16 protein-coding genes and 1 tRNA gene are annotated in these 18,082 nt (G+C 54.3%); 14 read left to right on the forward strand and 3 right to left on the reverse strand.

The genetic code is table 11. The features are described from left to right. The first annotated feature begins 171 nt into the window (after nt 1–171). The 9 genes from osmY to mrdA all read left to right on the forward strand — a co-directional run bounded on the left by osmY (nt 172) and on the right by mrdA (nt 9,706). Entirely contained in the window at nt 172–786 is a 615-nt protein-coding gene (gene osmY / locus LZU96_RS03825) for a molecular chaperone OsmY (protein ID WP_233988125.1), read from the forward strand. Nucleotides 787–885: 99 nt separating this feature from the next. Next, on the forward strand, nt 886–1,047 hold the full coding sequence (locus tag LZU96_RS03830; protein ID WP_003848537.1) for a DUF1328 domain-containing protein: 162 nt from the start codon (nt 886–888) through the stop codon (nt 1,045–1,047). Between the two features lie 225 nt (nt 1,048–1,272). Beyond that, a complete protein-coding gene (locus LZU96_RS03835) occupies nt 1,273–2,325 on the forward strand; it encodes a patatin-like phospholipase family protein (RefSeq protein WP_233987132.1) in 1,053 nt (350 codons plus the stop codon). Beyond that, complete coding sequence (locus LZU96_RS03840) at nt 2,322–3,134, forward strand: TatD family hydrolase (protein ID WP_233987133.1); 813 nt, start codon at nt 2,322–2,324, stop codon at nt 3,132–3,134. The genes LZU96_RS03835 and LZU96_RS03840 overlap by 4 nt, the downstream gene beginning before the upstream one ends. 233 nt (nt 3,135–3,367) lie before the next feature. Then, nucleotides 3,368–4,147, forward strand: coding sequence for a deoxyribose-phosphate aldolase (deoC, locus tag LZU96_RS03845; protein ID WP_233987134.1), 780 nt, complete (start codon nt 3,368–3,370; stop codon nt 4,145–4,147). 62 nt (nt 4,148–4,209) lie between these two features. Further along, nucleotides 4,210–5,538: a thymidine phosphorylase gene (gene deoA, locus LZU96_RS03850; protein ID WP_233987135.1), complete on the forward strand. Its 1,329-nt coding sequence runs from the start codon at nt 4,210–4,212 to the stop codon at nt 5,536–5,538. A gap of 95 nt (nt 5,539–5,633) precedes the next feature. Further along, entirely contained in the window at nt 5,634–6,857 is a 1,224-nt protein-coding gene (deoB, locus tag LZU96_RS03855; protein ID WP_233987136.1) for a phosphopentomutase, read from the forward strand. A 29-nt stretch (nt 6,858–6,886) separates the two neighbouring features. Then, entirely contained in the window at nt 6,887–7,600 is a 714-nt protein-coding gene (gene deoD / locus LZU96_RS03860; RefSeq protein WP_010248951.1) for a purine-nucleoside phosphorylase, read from the forward strand. 222 nt (nt 7,601–7,822) lie between these two features. Next, complete coding sequence (gene mrdA, locus LZU96_RS03865; protein ID WP_233987137.1) at nt 7,823–9,706, forward strand: penicillin-binding protein 2; 1,884 nt, start codon at nt 7,823–7,825, stop codon at nt 9,704–9,706. Nucleotides 9,707–9,745: 39 nt separating this feature from the next. Here mrdA and LZU96_RS03870 read toward each other — a convergent pair whose 3' ends face one another. After that, on the reverse strand, nt 9,746–11,065 hold the full coding sequence (locus tag LZU96_RS03870) for a methyl-accepting chemotaxis protein (protein WP_233987138.1): 1,320 nt from the start codon (nt 11,063–11,065) through the stop codon (nt 9,746–9,748). 223 nt (nt 11,066–11,288) lie between these two features. On the opposite strand from LZU96_RS03870, the gene LZU96_RS03875 reads away from it, so the two are divergent. From LZU96_RS03875 to LZU96_RS03895, 5 genes are all read left to right on the forward strand, one after another. Beyond that, nucleotides 11,289–11,364: transfer RNA gene (locus tag LZU96_RS03875), tRNA-Phe, on the forward strand. Nucleotides 11,365–11,633: 269 nt separating this feature from the next. Next, complete coding sequence (locus LZU96_RS03880; RefSeq protein ID WP_233987139.1) at nt 11,634–12,599, forward strand: sensor domain-containing diguanylate cyclase; 966 nt, start codon at nt 11,634–11,636, stop codon at nt 12,597–12,599. A 760-nt stretch (nt 12,600–13,359) separates the two neighbouring features. Further along, nucleotides 13,360–13,524: a general stress protein gene (locus LZU96_RS03885; protein ID WP_031377082.1), complete on the forward strand. Its 165-nt coding sequence runs from the start codon at nt 13,360–13,362 to the stop codon at nt 13,522–13,524. 506 nt (nt 13,525–14,030) lie between these two features. Further along, on the forward strand, nt 14,031–14,513 hold the full coding sequence (locus tag LZU96_RS03890) for a ferritin-like domain-containing protein (protein ID WP_233987140.1): 483 nt from the start codon (nt 14,031–14,033) through the stop codon (nt 14,511–14,513). A gap of 10 nt (nt 14,514–14,523) precedes the next feature. Then, entirely contained in the window at nt 14,524–15,030 is a 507-nt protein-coding gene (locus tag LZU96_RS03895) for a ferritin-like domain-containing protein (RefSeq protein WP_233987141.1), read from the forward strand. 120 nt (nt 15,031–15,150) lie between these two features. Here the strand turns inward: LZU96_RS03895 and LZU96_RS03900 are convergent, their stop codons facing one another. After that, nucleotides 15,151–16,809, reverse strand: a complete 1,659-nt coding sequence (locus tag LZU96_RS03900; RefSeq protein WP_233988126.1) for an alpha,alpha-trehalase — start codon at nt 16,807–16,809, stop codon at nt 15,151–15,153. Nucleotides 16,810–17,162: 353 nt separating this feature from the next. Further along, the gene (locus LZU96_RS03905; protein WP_233987142.1) at nt 17,163–18,020 is read right to left on the reverse strand and encodes an SDR family oxidoreductase; all 858 of its coding nucleotides are present in this window, start codon (nt 18,018–18,020) and stop codon (nt 17,163–17,165) included. Nucleotides 18,021–18,082: the final 62 nt, after the last annotated feature.

The raw sequence follows: 18,082 nt of genomic DNA on the forward strand, positions 1-18,082 counted from the left end.
TGACGTGTGATCAACCAGTTAGCCAGGCAAAGCGCGAAATGCCGTCTATGATTACTCTATCGGACGGCGGAAGAGACTTCTCTTGTCCTTACGTCCTGTAACCCAGCAGCGCGGTTTGCTGCTGTTGCGCCCACAGTTTTGGGCGAGTTAACTGATAGAAGGAATATATCGATGAACAAGACTAAGATTGCTAAAACCCTGATGGCTGCAATGATTGGCTCAGCACTGATCAGCGGCAGCGCACTGGCTGACGAATCAATGTCGCAGAAAGCGTCACAGACAGCCGACAGCGCGGGTTCAAAAATCGATAGTTCTATGAAAAAAGTCGATGGTTTTATGGATGACAGCGGCATCACCGCCAAGGCAAAAGCCGCACTGGTTGATGATGACGCGATTAAAAGCACGGATATTTCGGTGAAAACGCATCAGGGCGTGGTGACATTAAGCGGTTTCGTCACCTCACAGGATCAGGCTGAAAAAGCCGTGGCTGTGGTGCAGAAAATCGAAGGTGTTAAATCCGTCAGTGACAAACTACACGTTAAAGACAGCAAATCTCAGTCAATGAAAGGTTATGCGGGCGATGCCGCTACGACCAGCGAAATTAAAGCTAAGCTATTAGCGGATGACATTGTTCCGTCGCGCAACGTAAAAGTTGAAACCACCGACGGCGTTGTTCAGCTTTCAGGGCACGTTGCAAATCAGGCGCAGTCAGACCGCGCTGAGAGCATTGCGAAAGCCATTGAAGGCGTGAAAAGCGTTAAGAATGACCTGACGGTTAAATCTTAATGGTAACCGTGCGGCCGCAACAGCAGGCCGCACGGATAAAAGATACCCATCCGGGGATTAAATAAGCAGTTCGATTTTCAATAGGGTAAGGAGAGGCTTATGTTTCGTTGGGGCATTATTTTTCTGGTGATCGCACTGATTGCTGCAGCGTTAGGTTTTGGCGGTTTAGCGGGTACAGCAGCATGGGCAGCTAAAGTTGTCTTCGTTGTTGGTATTATCCTGTTCCTCATCAGCCTGTTTACCGGCCGTAAAAAGCTTTAGCCGATGAGTCCTGCAGTATAATGCAAAGCATGTAAGCATAAAGCGGAGACCAGTCATCTGTAGCGTATAAGGTGAAAAAGGGATTTTTTCACACCGTTACAAGGGGCAATCAGCACAGCGCGGTTGCCCGGCTAAAGGAGGGTATGACTGGTTCTCCGGAATGCTGCTGGACAGACGTCACAATCCCTCAGCCTGCCCGCGGGAACCCCTTTTGAGGTTCACACAGTGGGTACACGCATTCCCGTTACGCTCGGCGCCATTGAACCTCTTGCGCTGACACCCTTTAAATCGCATAAAATTGCGCTGGTCTGTGAAGGCGGCGGTCAACGCGGTATCTTCACCGCAGGCGTGCTGGATGAGTTTCAGCGTGCCCGATTCAACCCCTTTCAACTGATGCTTGGCACCTCTGCCGGTGCGCAAAATCTTTCTGCCTTTGTCTGTGGTCAGCCTGGCTACGCCCGTCGCGTGATAACCCGTTACACCACCAATAAACTCTTTTTCGATCCGTTGCGTTTCGTGCGCGGCGGTAATCTGATCGATCTCGACTGGCTGGTCGAAACCACGCGCAGCGAATTTCCGCTGGCGATGACCAGCGCCGAAAAAATGTTCTCCAGCGGACGTGAGTTTTACATGTGTGCCTGCCGCAGCGACGATTACACGCCAGGCTACTTCACGCCAACGGCTGACAACTGGCTGGATTTAATCAAAGCCTCCAGCGCCATTCCCGGCTTCTACCGGCTTGGGGTAAACCTTGAAGGGATCAGCTATCTGGATGGCGGTATCAGCGATGCGATTCCGGTGCGGGAAGCGGCGCGCCGTGGCGCAGATACCATTGTGGTGATTCGTACCGTACCGTCACAGATGTTCTACACGCCAAAATGGTTTAAGCGTATGGAGCGCTGGATGACGGCGGCTGCCTTCCAGCCGATGATTAACGTGCTGCACCAGCATGAGCAGAGCTATCGGGAGATTCAGCAGTTTATTGAAAATCCGCCCGGTGACTTACGCATTATTGAGATCTTTCCTCCGCATGTGCTGGCCAGCAGCGCGCTCGGCAGTCGGATATCGTCGCTGAATCAGGATTACCATCTGGGCCGACGCTGCGGCCGCTATTTCCTTGCCACGCTCGGCCAGTGGCTCATTGATGCAGAGCCGCAAAGCCCGCCGCGCATCGTGATGCCGTCTGCGCCGGTTGCCAATGCGCCGGATAACCGCGAGATTATGACGCCGCCGCTGGCAGATAATGATGCCGATTACGATAAAGGATCGCTGGCATGAGGTTTATCGATACCCACTGTCATTTTGATTTTCCGCCGTTTGAGGCGGATGCTGAGGCCAGCCTGACGCGTGCCGCTGCCGCAGGCGTTGAGAAGATTATTATCCCGGCCGTGGAGGCCAGTCGGTTTAACCGGGTCTGCGAGCTGGCTGCCAGCCATGCTCCGCTCTACGCCGCGCTTGGGCTGCATCCGATTGCCATTGAGCAGCATCAGGAAGCCCATCTCGATCAGCTGGAGACGTTGCTGCAGCAGCGCCCGCGTAAGCTGGTGGCGATCGGCGAGATCGGGCTGGATCTCTATCGCGACGATCCGCAGTTTGATAAGCAACTGCGCTTTCTTGATGCGCAGCTTAAACTGGCGAAACGCTATGCGCTGCCGGTGATCCTGCACTCACGGCGTACCCATGACAAGCTGGCCCAGCATCTGCGGCGTCACGATCTGCCGCGTCGCGGCGTAGTACACGGCTTCGCGGGTAGCCTGCAACAGGCGCAGGCGTTTATTAAACTCGGCTATGCGATTGGCGTCGGCGGCACCATTACCTATGAACGGGCGAGCAAAACCCGTCAGACGCTGGCGCAGCTGCCGCTCTCTTCGCTGCTGCTGGAAACCGATGCGCCGGATATGCCGCTGAAAGGCTTTCAGGGCCAGCCAAACCGGCCAGAACGGGCGCGCCAGGTGTGGGAGACGCTCTGCACCCTGCGGGAAGAATCCCCTGAAGAGATCGCCGATGCGCTGTGGCATAACAGCCAGCAGCTGTTTCAGCTCGATCCCGCTTTCCCTGCCGTACGCCTTCAACCCGCTCAGCGCTAGCGGATCGCCTTTGCCCCAGGGTGAATGTGATAATAGTAACATTTGATCGGGTGGCGTATAATGGGCTTTAAATGGCGTTATATGCGACTCAGATCTGGTTTTTCATGTCAGTATTACATCATTTTCTTATTCTGATGTGACTGCTGGCACATAAAAAAGCCGGTGACGCTGTTATTATTATCACATTCCGCCGGCCAGCCGGTGGATCGCACCTCGATCCTTTGGAGAGCCTCATGACCGATATCAAACACCTTGCCCTGCGCGCCCTGAAACTGATGGATTTAACCACCCTGAATGACGACGACACCGACGCAAAAGTGATCGCCCTGTGTCATCAGGCTAAATCCCCGGCAGGCAACACCGCCGCAATCTGTATCTATCCGCGTTTTATTCCGATTGCCCGTAAAACGCTGCGCGAGCAGGGTACCCCGGAAATCCGCATCGCCACGGTGACTAACTTCCCGCACGGCAATGACGACATTGAGATTGCGCTGGCAGAAACCCGCGCGGCGATCGCCTACGGTGCCGATGAAGTGGATGTGGTGTTCCCGTATCGTGCGCTGATTGCCGGCAACAGCCAGGTCGGTTTTGATCTGGTGAAAGCCTGTAAAACCGCCTGCGCCGAAGCAGATGTGCTGCTGAAAGTGATCATCGAAACCGGCGAACTCAAGCAGGAAGCGCTGATCCGTCAGGCCTCTGAAATCGCGATTGATGCCGGTGCGGACTTCATCAAAACCTCTACCGGTAAAGTGCCGGTTAACGCCACGCCTGAAGTGGCGCAGATCATGATGAACGTGATCCGCGATAAAGGCGTCAGCCAGCAGGTTGGCTTTAAGCCCGCTGGTGGCGTGCGCACCGCTGAAGATGCCGCGATCTACCTGAAAATGGCGGAAGAGACGCTGGGTGCCGACTGGGCCGATGCGCGTCATTTCCGTTTTGGTGCATCAAGCCTGCTGGCGAGCCTGCTGAATACCCTGGGTCATGACAGCGACACCAGCAAAGCGGGTTACTGATCTTTCAGGCGGTCGCTGACCGCCTGTTCCCCATCCTGATTTCCCTGAACCAGGGGGTTACCTTGTTCCTGCCACAAGAAATAATTCGCAAAAAACGTGACGGCCATGCGCTGACTGAAGAGGAGATTCGCTTCTTCATCAATGGTGTGCGTGATAACACCGTTTCGGAAGGTCAGATCGCCGCGCTGGCGATGACCATCTATTTCCACGACATGACGCTGCCTGAGCGCGTGGCGCTGACCATGGCGATGCGTGATTCCGGTACCGTGCTGAACTGGAAATCGCTCAACCTGAATGGCCCGGTGGTGGATAAGCATTCGACCGGCGGCGTCGGCGATGTGACGTCGCTGATGCTCGGGCCGATGGTGGCCGCCTGCGGCGGCTATATTCCGATGATCTCCGGCCGTGGCCTCGGTCATACCGGCGGCACGCTGGACAAGCTGGAGGCGATTCCGGGCTTTGATATCTTCCCCAGCGATGACCGCTTCCGCGAAATCATCAAACAGGTTGGGGTGGCGATTATCGGCCAGACCAACTCCCTGGCCCCGGCGGATAAACGCTTCTACGCCACGCGCGACATTACCGCTACCGTCGATTCCATCCCGCTGATTACCGCCTCGATTCTGGCGAAGAAGCTGGCGGAAGGGCTGGATGCGCTGGTGATGGATGTCAAAGTGGGTTCGGGCGCGTTTATGCCAACCTATGAGGCGTCAGAAAGTCTGGCGCAGTCGATTGTGGGCGTCGCCAATGGCGCAGGTTGCCAGACGACCGCACTGCTGACGGATATGAACCAGGTTCTCGCCTCCTCAGCCGGTAACGCATTGGAAGTGCGGGAAGCGGTGCGCTTCCTGACCGGCGAACAGCGCAATCCACGTCTGCTGGAAGTGACGCTGGCGCTGTGCAGCGAAATGTTGATTTCCGGCAAACTGGCCGCAGATGAGAAAGAAGCGCGCCAGCAGCTGATGCAGGTGCTGGATAACGGCAAAGCGGCGGAAATTTTTGCCCGCATGGTCGCGGCGCAGAACGGGCCAGCCGATTTCGTAGAGCGCTACGACACCTATCTGCCCGCGCCGATGCTCAGCAAAGCGGTCTATGCCGATCGGCCGGGCATCGTCAGCAGCATGGATACCCGGGCGCTGGGGCTGGCGGTGGTCGCGATGGGCGGTGGACGCCAGCGCGCCAGCGACAGCATTGATTACAGCGTCGGTTTAAGCGAGATGATTACTCTGGGTGAGCGTGCTGATGCTCAGCGCCCGCTGGCGATTATCCATGCCAGCAACGAAGCGCAGTGGCAACAGGCCGCCGCAGCGGTCAAAGCCGCGCTGGTGCTGAGTGATACCGCGCCCGCCGCCACGCCAGTGGTCTATCGTCGTGTGAGCGATGTCAGTTAACCGGCCAGTAATCGGTGCCAGCGGCAACGCATTCGGGTATACTGATCTGATCGCTTTTTTTTGACTTGTCACGCGCCATTGCGCAGGAGACTTGCATGAAACGTGCTTTTATTATGGTTCTCGACTCCTTCGGGATCGGCTCCAGTAAAGATGCCGATAAATTCGGTGATGAAGGTTCAGATACGCTCGGCCACATTGCTGAAGCCTGTTTCAACGGTGAAGCAGATAAAGGCCGTAAAGGGCCACTGCATCTGCCTAACCTGACCGCACTGGGTCTGGCTAAAGCCGCAGAACTCTCTACCGGTCGCTTCCCGGCGGGCCTCGATCCGAACGCGAAGATCACCGGCGCTTACGCTTACGCCAGCGAAATTTCGTCAGGTAAAGATACGCCGTCAGGCCACTGGGAAATCGCCGGTGTACCGGTGCTGTTCGACTGGGGTTACTTCAGCGATCAGGAGAACAGCTTCCCGCAGGAACTGCTCGATAAGCTGGTAGAGCGCGCGGAGCTGCCGGGCTATCTCGGTAACTGCCACTCTTCCGGTACGGTGATTCTGGATCAGCTGGGTGAAGAGCACATGAAAACCGGCAAGCCGATTTTCTACACCTCTGCGGACTCCGTATTCCAGATCGCCTGTCACGAAGAGACCTTTGGCCTGGATCGCCTCTATGCGCTGTGCGAAATTGCCCGCGAAGAGCTGACGGAAGGTGGCTATAACATCGGTCGTGTGATTGCGCGTCCGTTTGTCGGCGATAAAGCGGGTCACTTCGAACGCACCGGCAACCGTCACGATCTGGCGGTTGAGCCACCGTCTGCCACCATGCTGAAAAAGCTGGTGGATGAGAAGGGCGGTCATGTGATTTCGGTGGGTAAAATCGCCGATATCTATGCGGAACAGGGCATCACCAAAAAGGTCAAAGCGACCGGACTGGATGCGCTGTTTGACGCTACGATTCAGGAGATGAAAATCGCGCCGGATCAGTCGATTGTCTTTACCAACTTTGTCGACTTCGACTCGACCTGGGGACATCGCCGTGATGTCGCCGGTTACGCGGGCGGACTGGAGCTGTTTGACCGTCGTCTGCCGGAGCTGATGGAGCTGGTGGGTGAGGATGACATTCTGATCCTGACCGCCGACCACGGCTGCGATCCGACCTGGAAAGGCACCGAACATACTCGTGAGCACATTCCGATTCTGATTTACGGACCGAAAGTTGAACCGGGTTCACTCGGTTATCGCGAAACCTTCGCCGATATCGGTCAGACAATTGCACACTATTTTGGCCTGTCCGATATGGACTATGGCAAGAACATGCTGTAACCCAGCGATTTAACAAGGATAAAGTAACAATGGCAACTCCGCATATTAATGCCGAAATGGGTGACTTCGCTGACGTGGTCCTGATGCCGGGCGACCCGCTGCGTGCGAAACACATTGCTGAAACCTTCCTGGAAAATCCGGTGGAAGTGAACAATGTGCGCGGCATGCTGGGCTATACCGGCACCTACAAAGGCCGCAAAGTGTCAGTGATGGGCCACGGTATGGGCATTCCGTCCTGCTCGATCTACACCAAAGAGCTGATCACCGACTTCGGCGTGAAGAAGATCATTCGTGTGGGTTCCTGTGGTGCAGTGCGTGCAGACGTTAAACTGCGCGATATCGTAATTGGTATGGGTGCCTGCACCGATTCCAAAGTCAACCGTATGCGTTTCAAAGATCACGATTTCGCAGCGATTGCCGATTTCGACATGGTGCGTAACGCGGTCGATGCGGCTAAAAATCTGGGTGTGGAAGCGCGCGTGGGTAACATCTTCTCCGCCGATCTGTTCTATACCCCGGACCCGCAAATGTTCGACGTGATGGAAAAATATGGCATCCTCGGCGTTGAGATGGAAGCGGCGGGCATCTACGGTGTGGCGGCAGAATTTGGTGCTAAAGCGCTGACCATCTGTACCGTATCGGACCATATCCGTACCCACGAGCAGACCACGGCGGCTGAACGTCAGACCACCTTCAACGACATGATCAAAATTGCGCTGGAGTCAGTGCTGCTGGGGGATTAATTCTCGCGCCGGTGCGGTTTAATGCCGGCTGCCTGATGATCTCTGCGGGTCCTCTTTTCACCGGGAGGACCCGATCTTTCTGCCTTTCCCATCCTGTAACATTCACATCAAATGACACACTTTTCGCCAGGCTTGTGCATCTTCGCGCTGGTACGCCTGCGTTCGCGCTTTATCATGGGGCGGAACAACAAATAATAAATAACCGCCTGATAATGCTGCCTGATGAATTTTCGTAATTTCGACGCTGAAGAGAAACTGTTTGCCCGTCGCGCGACGGTCTCTTTTGCTCTGGTCTGTCTCTGCTTCACCATTCTTGCTGTGAACCTGTATCGCCTGCAGGTGCGCGACCACAGCTACTATCAGACCCGATCCAACCAGAACGACATCAAAATGATCCCCATCGCCCCGACGCGCGGGCTGATTTATGACCGTAATGGTATTCCTCTGGTGCGCAACGTCAGCTGGTACGCCATTACGCTGACGCCCTATAAAATCGCGGATATGCAGGCCACGCTGCAGGCGCTGACGCCGATCCTCAACCTGACGCCCGACGAGATTGAAACCTTCCGGCACGCGTTAAAACAGACCAGCCGCTACAAGCCGGTGGTGCTGAAAGAGGAGCTGAGCGAGGAGCAGGTAGCGCGCTTCGCGGTTAACCAGTTTCGGTTTACCGGTGCCAGCATTGAAATTTACCAGGATCGGCAATATCCCTACGGCGCCGATCTGGCGCACGTGCTCGGTTATGTGTCGAAAATCAACGATAACGACTACAAACGGCTGAACGCGGCGGGCATCGCCGAGAACTATGCTGCTGACCACAATATCGGTAAACAGGGCATTGAAGGCTATTACGAGACGATGCTGCACGGCAAGCCGGGTTATCAGGAAGTGGAGGTGGATAACCACGGTCGTATCGTGCGGGTGCTGAAAGAGGTGCCGCCGGTCGCGGGCAAAAACCTTACCCTGACGCTGGATCTGCATCTGCAACAGTACGCCGAAAGTCTGCTGGCAGGCCAGCGTGCGGCGCTGCTGATTGAGGACCCGCGCGACGGCTCGGTGCTGGCGATGGTCTCCAGTCCCAGCTACGATCCCAATCCGTTTGTGAAAGGCATCAGCTATCAGGCTTACAAATCCCTGCTGCAGGATAAGGATCTGCCGCTGATCAACCGCGTGACCCAGGGCCTCTATCCTCCGGCCTCGACGGTGAAGCCCTACATGGCGATGTCAGCGCTGCTGACCCATGTGATTACGCCGCAGTCGCAGTTCTTTGGCGCGCCCACCTGGACGCTGCCTGGCACCGATCGCCGCTACCGCGACTGGAAAAAAACCGGTCACGGTATGCTGGATGTCACCCGGGCGATTGAGGAGTCTGCCGACACCTTCTTCTATCAGGTGGCCTTTATGATGGGCATCGACCGTATCCACACCATGCTGAGCCAGTTTGGTTACGGCAAATCGACCGGCATCGATCTGAATGAGGAGTACAACGGCTTACTGCCGAGCCGCGAGTGGAAGCAAAAGGTACATAAAAAAACCTGGTATCAGGGCGATACCATTTCCGTCGGCATTGGTCAGGGCTACTGGATTGCGACGCCGATTCAGATGGAAAAAGCGATGGTGGCGCTGATTAATAATGGCCGGGTGATTGCGCCGCATCTGCTGGAGAAAGCCCAGCGCGGTACGCTGATTGAGCACTATCAACCGAAACAGCCGGCCGCGCAGATTGGCGATCCGCACTCTCCTTACTGGTCGCTGGTGCGCCACGCCATGTTTGGCATGGCGAATGCGCCTAACGGCACCGGCTACAAATATTTTCATACCGCACCTTATGGCATCGCAGCGAAAAGTGGTACGTCGCAGGTGTTTGGTTTGCGACAGAATCAGACCTATAACGCCAAAATGATCCCGGTCCGGCTGCGCGACCATATTTTCTATACCGCGTTTGCGCCGTTCGACGCACCTAAAGTGGCGGTGACGCTGATTCTGGAGAATGGCGGTGGGGAAGGGGTTACGGCGGCACCGGTGATGCGTGCCATTCTGGATCACATCTTTATTCCGCCCGCAGCGGAAGCGTCAGATGCGCCGGTGGCGGCAGAAAAGAAATAGCCGTGCAGGGGAAAAAAGGGGCCGCGGCCCCTATGGATTTCAGGCTTTTAGCGTCTCCGTTACGTGGCTGATCGCCCGCACCACATCCGTTGCGCCTTCACGAATTTCAGCAATCACGCCGCCCGCTTCCTGCGCCAGTTGCACCCCGTGGTCGGCACGCTTCAGGTTCGATTCAATCCCCTTCAGCGCCTTATTCGCCAGCAGATGATTTTGCTGCACCCGGTTCTCAATTTCGGCCGTGGCACGGTTGATGTTAGCCGCCAGCGTTCTGACCTCGTTGGCGACCACCGCAAAGCTGCGGCCGTGAGTGCCGGCGCGCGCCGCTTCAATGGCCGCATTCAGCGCCAGCAGGTTGGTCTGATCGGCAATACGGCGAATGCTGTCCACCATAAAGCCAATACGCTCAGACGATTCACTCAGACCCGAAATATCACCCGAAATTCCCTGCAGTTCGCCTGCCAGCGCATTCATGGTCTGCACGCTGTTGGCGATCACATCTGCTCCGATGCGGGTGCTTTCATTGGTTTGCAGGGCGGTATGATAGGCCCGCTGAGCCGCTTCGCGCTCCTGCTGGTTCTTCGCGACCTGGGCCGTCACGTCGGTGGCAAACTTCACCACTTTATATAATTTGCCCTGCTCGTCGAACACCGGATTGTAGGTGGCGCGTAACCAGACGGTGCGGCCCTGCTTATTCACCCGTGGAAACTGACCTGAGATAAATTCGCCGCGATTCAGCTGCTGCCAGAGTTCGCTGTATTCGCGGCTGTTGCGGATCTCTTCTGAGCAGAACTGGCTGTGGTGCACGCCCTGAATCTCCTCACCACGGTATCCCATCGTCTTCAGGAAGTTATCGTTGGCTTTGAGCACTTCGCCTTTCAGGTTGAAGGCGATCACCGCCATCGAGCGCTCAATGGCGTTCGTCATGGCGCGCTGCTCCTGAGCGTCGTTGATATGGCTGGTGATGTCAGTCGCCAGCTTCACGATTTTGAATACCCGTCCATGACGATCCTGCACCGGCACATAGTTGGCTTCGAGCCACACCGGTCGGCTATTTTTTGCCACACGCAGAAACTTATCGCTGAAACTTTCGCCGCGGTTCAGCCGTAGCCAGAAGTCGCGGTAGTCATTTGACTGCAGCTGATCCGGCGTACAGAACAGGCTGTGATGCTGACCCTCAATCTCTGCCAGCGTATAGCCCATACGGTCGAGGAATAGCGCATTGGCGCTGAGAATGGTGCCATCGGGAGTGAACTCAATCATGGCGATCGAGTCATTAAGGGAGGTGAGGGTTGCTGCGGAGTGTGTACGCTTCTGCCCGCTGAGGCGCGAAGCAATGCCTGATGTAATGGTGTAAAACATGGTGATCCTTATTATTAGTGTTGGTCTCGTCACACTTATCGGCGTAACCACGCCACAATTCAGCCTCCGCAGCCGGCCTGAACGAAATTTAATCACCGATAGCACGATTTTTACCGGCAGTGGAGCGACAGGCCAGGGGGTTGATGGAAAAGCCGTCAGTCGATTTCATTTTGATGAAAAGCGTTTGACGCTGTCGGGCCGCTTTGGTTTAATGCGCCCCGTTGCCCGAATAGCTCAGTCGGTAGAGCAGGGGATTGAAAATCCCCGTGTCCCTGGTTCGATTCCGGGTTCGGGCACCATCTTTAAAGAACCCGCCTCTGGCGGGTTTTTGCTTTTGTGCCGCAGAAAATCCCTTCGCACACCCTTTTTCACGCCGCTCTTGACTGAACAGATTTCACGGCGAAACTAATTTCCCGGCTCACCTCTATGCTGTATTGCCAGGGCCGGGCCGCCTGATATCCTGTCCAGCCTGCAATTCACCGCGACTAATCGCGTTTTAAAAGCCTCCCTTTACAGAATTGTGCGTACAGGCACAATAAGCTCCTTTAAACCCTGTCTTATGGCTGCTATGTCAGAAGAAGCGCTGCGACTACAGATACAAAACCTGAAAAAGCATAATGCGCGTCTGAAGCGTATAGCCCATGACGCCCGTAACAAGCTCAACGCAGCGCTGGACGGTACCGGCCTGTTCCTGTGGCAACTCGATATCCCCAGCGGCAAGCTGGTGATTTTCAACCGACGCTGGGGCGCAATGCTGGGCTTTCAACCCAAAGAGACCGACGCCAACTTCGAGTCCTGGAAAGAGAGCCTCCATCCTGAAGACGCTGATGAAGTGCTGACGGCCTTTTACGATCACATCGCCGGAAAAGCGCCTTACTACGAAGCGCTGCACCGCATGATCGCTAAAGATGGCAGCATAACCTGGGTACTGGATCGGGGCCGGGTCAGCGAATGGGATGAACAGGGGCGTCCGTTAAAGGTAACCGGCACCCACATCGACATGACCAAAGAGAAGCAGTATGAGGAGCAGCTCGCTCTGCTGGCGCTGCACGATCCGCTGACCATGCTGACCAATCGCCATGCGTTGCAGAATCATTTTCGCGAATTAAAAGCTCAGGGGCCCTTGTGTGTTGCGTTTATCGATTTGGATAATTTCAAACATGTTAACGACACGCTGGGCCATCGTAGCGGCGATGACGTCCTGATCCAGCTCAGCCAGCGCTTTGTTGATCTCTGTCCGGCCGAGGTGATTATTGGTCGCCCTGGCGGTGATGAATTTGTCCTGCTGCTGCCATTTTCGTTACAACATCCACAGCTGGAAAAACTGGTTCACGGCTGCCTGGATGCGGTGCTGACGCCGTTTGATATGGCAAATGGCCATGCAATGGTGGGGGCATCGATTGGTGTTGCCCAGGTGCAGAGAAAAGATGACTTTGATTCCGCCCTGGCACGCGCGGATGAAGCGATGTATCGCATCAAAAAAAGGGGTAAGCGCGGTGTGGCTTTTGCTCCGTTTCACGCTGATCCCCATTGAGTCTTAATCTTTTCGCGTAATCCTGCCCGGTCCTTTCTGGATTCTCCCGCAGCGGATCTGCACAGGCAGGCCTGACGTCAGGGCGACCCGAATCCGCCACCTCTTTCCCTTTTTTCACCATCAATAAGTGCGCGTTCCCGCAAAAAGATGTTTTTAGTACAAATCTTAAAAAAAACGGTCCGCCGTTACGCATAATTTTTTCCACGCTTCGCTTATTTCAAACAGCCTGAATGCGGCTTTCTGGCCATTTTATTTTAATATTTGGTGAATAAAATGGGATATTTGATCATTTATTGATCGATCCGCTCAGCTTTTAACTGGTTTTGAAAGAGAGTTACGCTTCGCTTATTTTTTACCTGATTATATTTTTCTTAAATCAAACTTTACGCTTCGCTTAGGTAAATTGATCGTTTGTTGATCATCTTCACTAACTGTTTCATATGACGACGTTATCGTGCCGCTTCGCTTATATTGTTTTCAATTGGACTTTTTATGAAAATGATCGATTAATAGGAGTGCGACATTGTTTGAGGAAGGCCGTGGATTATCACTCTTGCCTTTTTCTGCGGTGGCGAAGATTAGTTGCGGCGCTTTATCAGCCAGTAATGCTAATCGCCATAAATTAACCAAAATTATGATGGGTTTTCTATTTCCCCATCTTGATAGACGAATTTTTATGGCTACATTTATATTTGCTGAATCGGACTGATGAAGCATCAACTGTGCTATTTCTATTATTAAATCCAATGAGGAACACAGAATGACTCAATATCGTGGTGGAGCGGGAAATTTTGCTGCGGACAGAGAGCGCGCGGCGGAAGCGGGACGTAAGGGCGGCCAGAAAAGCGGCGGCAACTTTAAAAACGATCCCGAGCGCGCCATTGAGGCTGGACGGAAAGGGGGTAAGGTAAGCCGCCGGAGCTGAACGTCTTTAACGCTGCTGTAACAGCAGGTACCATCAGTTCGCTGGGCAATGTTAAATCTATTTAATTCTCCTGCAAGATAATTACTGCCAGCATTATGCCAGTGCTTTATCAATAGCGGTGGCAGATTAACCGATTAAACCGGAAAGGTAACCCCTTTCCGGTTTTTTTATTTACAGCGCTTTTAACTTGTACGGTTTAATAAGTTTTTGTACAGATTGACCAGCTGCTTAGTTTCTGTTGGCTGATTACAGAAGATAAAATGTATACAAATTTAATTTCAGTTGTACAACTTTATCTGTTTAGCGAAGCCGTGATAACAAAAAACCTTAGAGACCTAACTTGTTGCTGTAAAAAGAAAAATGCATTTTACATGCCACTTACGGCTTAAATTCATACCGATGCGGCGTGCGATATAAAAAATCTCCGCTAGAATTTTTAAGTGTCACCGATATGACTGGCGTTGCGTTATTTCTTACCGCAACTTTTCAATCAATGAGGCTATCTTATGACAGTGAAAACGCTAAACGATCTCTTCATCCATGATTTGTCTGATGTGTACAGCGCTGAGAAACAGATAACCCGTGCCTTGCCGAAAATGGCGCGCGCTGCCAGCGATGAAAAACTTGTCGCTGCGTTTAATCAGCATCTTGAAGAGACGCGCGGCCAAATCGAGCGGCTGGATGAATTAGTGGAAGCCACGCCAGAGGTTAAAATCAAACGAATGAAATGCCATGCGCTTGAAGGACTGGTTGAAGAAGCGCAGGAGATCATTGATTCGGTTGAAAAGGGCGAAGTTCGTGATCAGGGGTTAATTGGTGCAGCACAAAAAGTTGAGCACTATGAAATTGCCACTTACGGCACCCTGCACGCGCTGGCCCTCAAACTGGGCTACACCCAGGCCGCAAAACTGCTGGAGCAGACCCTGAACGAAGAGAAGCAGACGGATGAGAAGCTCACTTCGGTAGCGGAATCCATTACTGTATCTTAAGGAGTAGCAAATGACGGCAATCGAAAATTACCATGACTGGCTGCGCGATGCGCATGCAATGGAAAAGCAGGCTGAGAGCATGCTAAGCAAAATGTCTGGCCGCCTGGAGCACTATCCGGCGCTGGAACAGCGTCTGGCACAGCATCTGGATGAGACCAAACATCAGCTTACCCTGCTGGAGCAGCTGCTGGACACGCACGGCATTGACCACTCAGTGATGAAAGATGTTATGGGTAAAATGGCGGCGACCGGCCAGGCGGTGGGCGGTATGTTCAACTCGGACGAAGTAGTGAAAGGCGCGATCAGCGGCTACGTCTTTGAAAATGCCGAGATCGCCAGCTACACCAGTCTGATTGCGGCGGCTGAGCAGGTCGGTGATGCTGAGGGCGTGCGGGTGCTGACCGAAATCCGCGATCAGGAAGTAGCGATGGCGGAGTGGCTGCTGCAGCATCTGCCGGAAGTAACACAGCAGTTCCTGCAACGGGCAGCACAGCCTGGCGTTGAAGCGAAGAAATAGTTAAATCGTTACGCAGAATTCAGAGTCAACGCGAAAAAAAGCCGGGCATCGTCTGATGACCGGCTTTTTAGTGTCTGGCTGTCAGGTAAAACGGTTAAAGTCCGTTACCCCTGAACCGGCTTAATCCGCCATCAGATGGCCATACATCGTCATCAGACGGCGCGTCACGCCATTGGTCCAGCCGAAGCCATCCTGTAACGGATATTCGCCACCACCGCCTGGACGGGCGCGATCGCCGCTGATGTCATATTTTTCCACCAGCTTGTGATGCAGCTGATAGAAATTGTTGACCGTGGTCAGCCAGTTAACCGCGATTTCGCTCGCCAGCGTCTCTTCGCCGTAGTTATTCAGGCCAACAATCGCCATCCACTGCATCGGCGCCCAGCCATTGGGTTTATCCCACTGCTCGCCGCTCTCCACCATTGAGGTCAACAGACCGCCGTTGCTCAGGAGCAGATGACGCAGGGCAATGGCCTGCAGATGCGCCTGGTGAGGCGTGGCTAAACCAACAAACAGCGGAACCACCGCCGCCGCCGTAAAGGCACCGAAACGCTCACGACGCCAGTCATAGTCACGGAATACGCCGGCGGTGCTGTCCCACAAATAGCGGGTAATTGCACGTTTCCGCGCCTCGGCTTTTTTCTGCCAGGCCAGTGCGGTCAGCTCTTCGCCTTTGGCGTGCGACAGCGTGGCGATCATCAGCTCAAGTTTGTAGAGAAACGCATTGAGATCGATCGGAATAAACTGGGTGGTGCGAATGCTCGACAGACGTTTCGGGTTACGCAGCCAGCGTGAAGAGTAGTCCCAGCCGGAGGCTGCACCCGCACGCAGATCGCGATAAACTTCGCTGGCCGGACGTTTTGACTGTCGGGCCGTTTCCACATCCTCGATCCACGACTCATCACGCGGTGTATCCCGGTCATCCCAGTAACGGTTAAGCAGTGAACCGTTCGGCATCCGCACCACATGGCGATAAGCCTGATTGGGCATCAGCGAACCGGCACCGTCCATCCAGAACTGATACTCCTTCATCAGCTGTTCCTGATAGCGCTTCGCACCGCGCACGCCATCTTCTTCAAACAGCTCAACCATCAGCGCAAACACGGGCGGCTGGGAACGGCTGAGATAATAGGTGCGGTTACCGTTAGGCACATGGCCGTAGTTATCGATCAGCCAGGCGAAGTTATCCGCCATGTGACGCAGCAAATCATCACGACCCGACTCGGCGAGGCCGAGCATGGTGAAGTAAGAATCCCAGTAATAGGTCTCGCCAAAGCGCCCGCCCGGCACCACATAAGGTTTCGGCAGCGGCAGCAGGGAAGAGTGCGGCATATGCTGCTGCGGCATTTTGGTCAGTACCGGCCACAGATCGTCGATATGCTCGTTGAGCGTTTTATCCGGATTGGAGACATAAAAGCTTTCATTTACGCCAGGCAGATAAAAGTGATCGGCGACAAAACGCGACAGGTCAAAATCACTGCTGCGTTTCTGTCGGCGATAGCGCATCAGCACATCCAGCGGATCGTATTTTGGCGAGCAGTCGGGGAAGGTTTTGCTATCCTCAAAAATGCGCGACATCTGGACATGTTCAAACAGTTCCAGATAACGATCGGCAGGGGTGAGCGCATCCGGCGCCGGTAAGCCTTCAATCAGCTCCGGTTCCGGTTCAGAATCCTGCATGCGATCCAGTTTCAGTTCATGGGGATCGTATTGATACTCAACTTCCGCCCCGGCACGAACCTCTTCAAGTGCATTTAGTTGCTGGCGATAAGTATTAATAGCGGCCTCCTGAGCGGTCGGGGTTGCACAAAGGACAAATTATAGACCTCTCATGCTGCGGAACAACAATGCAGAATATCTATGAACGTAATAAAAATTGTCTATTAATCGACGTTTTTGGATAAATTCCAGTCAATTCAACCAAATATGCCGTTGTTCATAAAAAACGCATTTCAGATGAATCTCTTAGTCGGTAAAAGAAAAAAATTTAGCCTGAAGAAAACCGGCTTTTATTTACATTTTGTAAGATAAGCGTGGCGGGAAAAGGGTGCAAAAGATGGCATACGCAACGACAGAACCGGTGAGAAACGGCAAACAGAGCGGCCGATAGCGGCCCGCTCTGCGATCGTCAGTCAGCTTTTCGCCAGCGCAGCGCGAATGACTGCCGGATAAGGCGTCGTGGGACGACCAATCAGCTGGCTGAGCTGATGTGAATCATCAAACAGACCGCCTTTTTCTGCACCCGCGTCGGAATCTGCCAGCATTTCAGCCAGGCCGTCAGGCAGCCCCGCGCTTTTCAGGGCGGCAGCAAATTCCTGCTGCGACAGATTGACGTAATCCACCTTTTCGCCGCTCTGAGCGGCAATTTCAGCGGCGAACTGCGCCAGGGTATAGCTGTCATCACCGGCCAGTTCATACACCTTGCCAGCCTGATTATCACGTACCAGCACTTCCGCTGCTGCATCGGCATAATCCTGGCGCGCTGCCGACGCGATGCGTCCTTCGCCTGCGGCACCGATAAAGGCATGATGCGCCAGCGCCGGGGCGATACTGGCTGCATAGTTTTCACTGTACCAGCCGTTACGCAGCAGGGCGAATGGCACGCCGGAAGCCTGCAACAGCGCTTCGGTTGCCCGGTGTTCTACGCCCAGCCCCAGCGGTGAGCTATCGGCGTGCAGCAGGCTGGTATAAGCAATAAAACCAACGCCAGCCGTTCGGGCCGCTTCAATCACCGCTTTATGCTGGGCTTCGCGCTGACCCACTTCACTGCCGGAAATCAGCAGCAGCTTATCGACGCCAGCGAAGGCGGCAACCAGCGTCTCCGGCTGGCTGTAATCCGCCTGACGCACCACCACACCTTGTGCAGCAAGGTCTGCCGCTTTGGCTGGGGTACGCACGGCGGCAACAATATCGCCCGCCGGCACTTTTTTCAGTAATGCGTCGATCACTAAACGGCCGAGCTGGCCGGTGGCACCTGTCACTGCAAACATGGTATCGCTCCGATTATTTCGCTGTTGGTGAAATCCAGACTACGGGATAAACTAATTTTTAG

This window comes from Pantoea agglomerans, assembly GCF_021397715.1.
GTDB lineage: Bacteria > Pseudomonadota > Gammaproteobacteria > Enterobacterales > Enterobacteriaceae > Pantoea > Pantoea astica.

Coding starts and splice junctions, on each gene's coding strand:
- deoC (WP_233987134.1), top strand. CDS start 3,368: ATGACCGATATCAAACACCTTGCCCTGCGCGCCCTGAAACTGATGGAT.
- deoB (WP_233987136.1), top strand. CDS start 5,634: ATGAAACGTGCTTTTATTATGGTTCTCGACTCCTTCGGGATCGGCTCC.
- mrdA (WP_233987137.1), top strand. CDS start 7,823: ATGAATTTTCGTAATTTCGACGCTGAAGAGAAACTGTTTGCCCGTCGC.
- LZU96_RS03880 (WP_233987139.1), top strand. CDS start 11,634: ATGTCAGAAGAAGCGCTGCGACTACAGATACAAAACCTGAAAAAGCAT.
- LZU96_RS03890 (WP_233987140.1), top strand. CDS start 14,031: ATGACAGTGAAAACGCTAAACGATCTCTTCATCCATGATTTGTCTGAT.
- LZU96_RS03840 (WP_233987133.1), top strand. CDS start 2,322: ATGAGGTTTATCGATACCCACTGTCATTTTGATTTTCCGCCGTTTGAG.
- osmY (WP_233988125.1), top strand. CDS start 172: ATGAACAAGACTAAGATTGCTAAAACCCTGATGGCTGCAATGATTGGC.
- deoD (WP_010248951.1), top strand. CDS start 6,887: ATGGCAACTCCGCATATTAATGCCGAAATGGGTGACTTCGCTGACGTG.
- LZU96_RS03895 (WP_233987141.1), top strand. CDS start 14,524: ATGACGGCAATCGAAAATTACCATGACTGGCTGCGCGATGCGCATGCA.
- LZU96_RS03885 (WP_031377082.1), top strand. CDS start 13,360: ATGACTCAATATCGTGGTGGAGCGGGAAATTTTGCTGCGGACAGAGAG.
- LZU96_RS03905 (WP_233987142.1), bottom strand. CDS start 18,020: ATGTTTGCAGTGACAGGTGCCACCGGCCAGCTCGGCCGTTTAGTGATC.
- LZU96_RS03830 (WP_003848537.1), top strand. CDS start 886: ATGTTTCGTTGGGGCATTATTTTTCTGGTGATCGCACTGATTGCTGCA.
- LZU96_RS03870 (WP_233987138.1), bottom strand. CDS start 11,065: ATGTTTTACACCATTACATCAGGCATTGCTTCGCGCCTCAGCGGGCAG.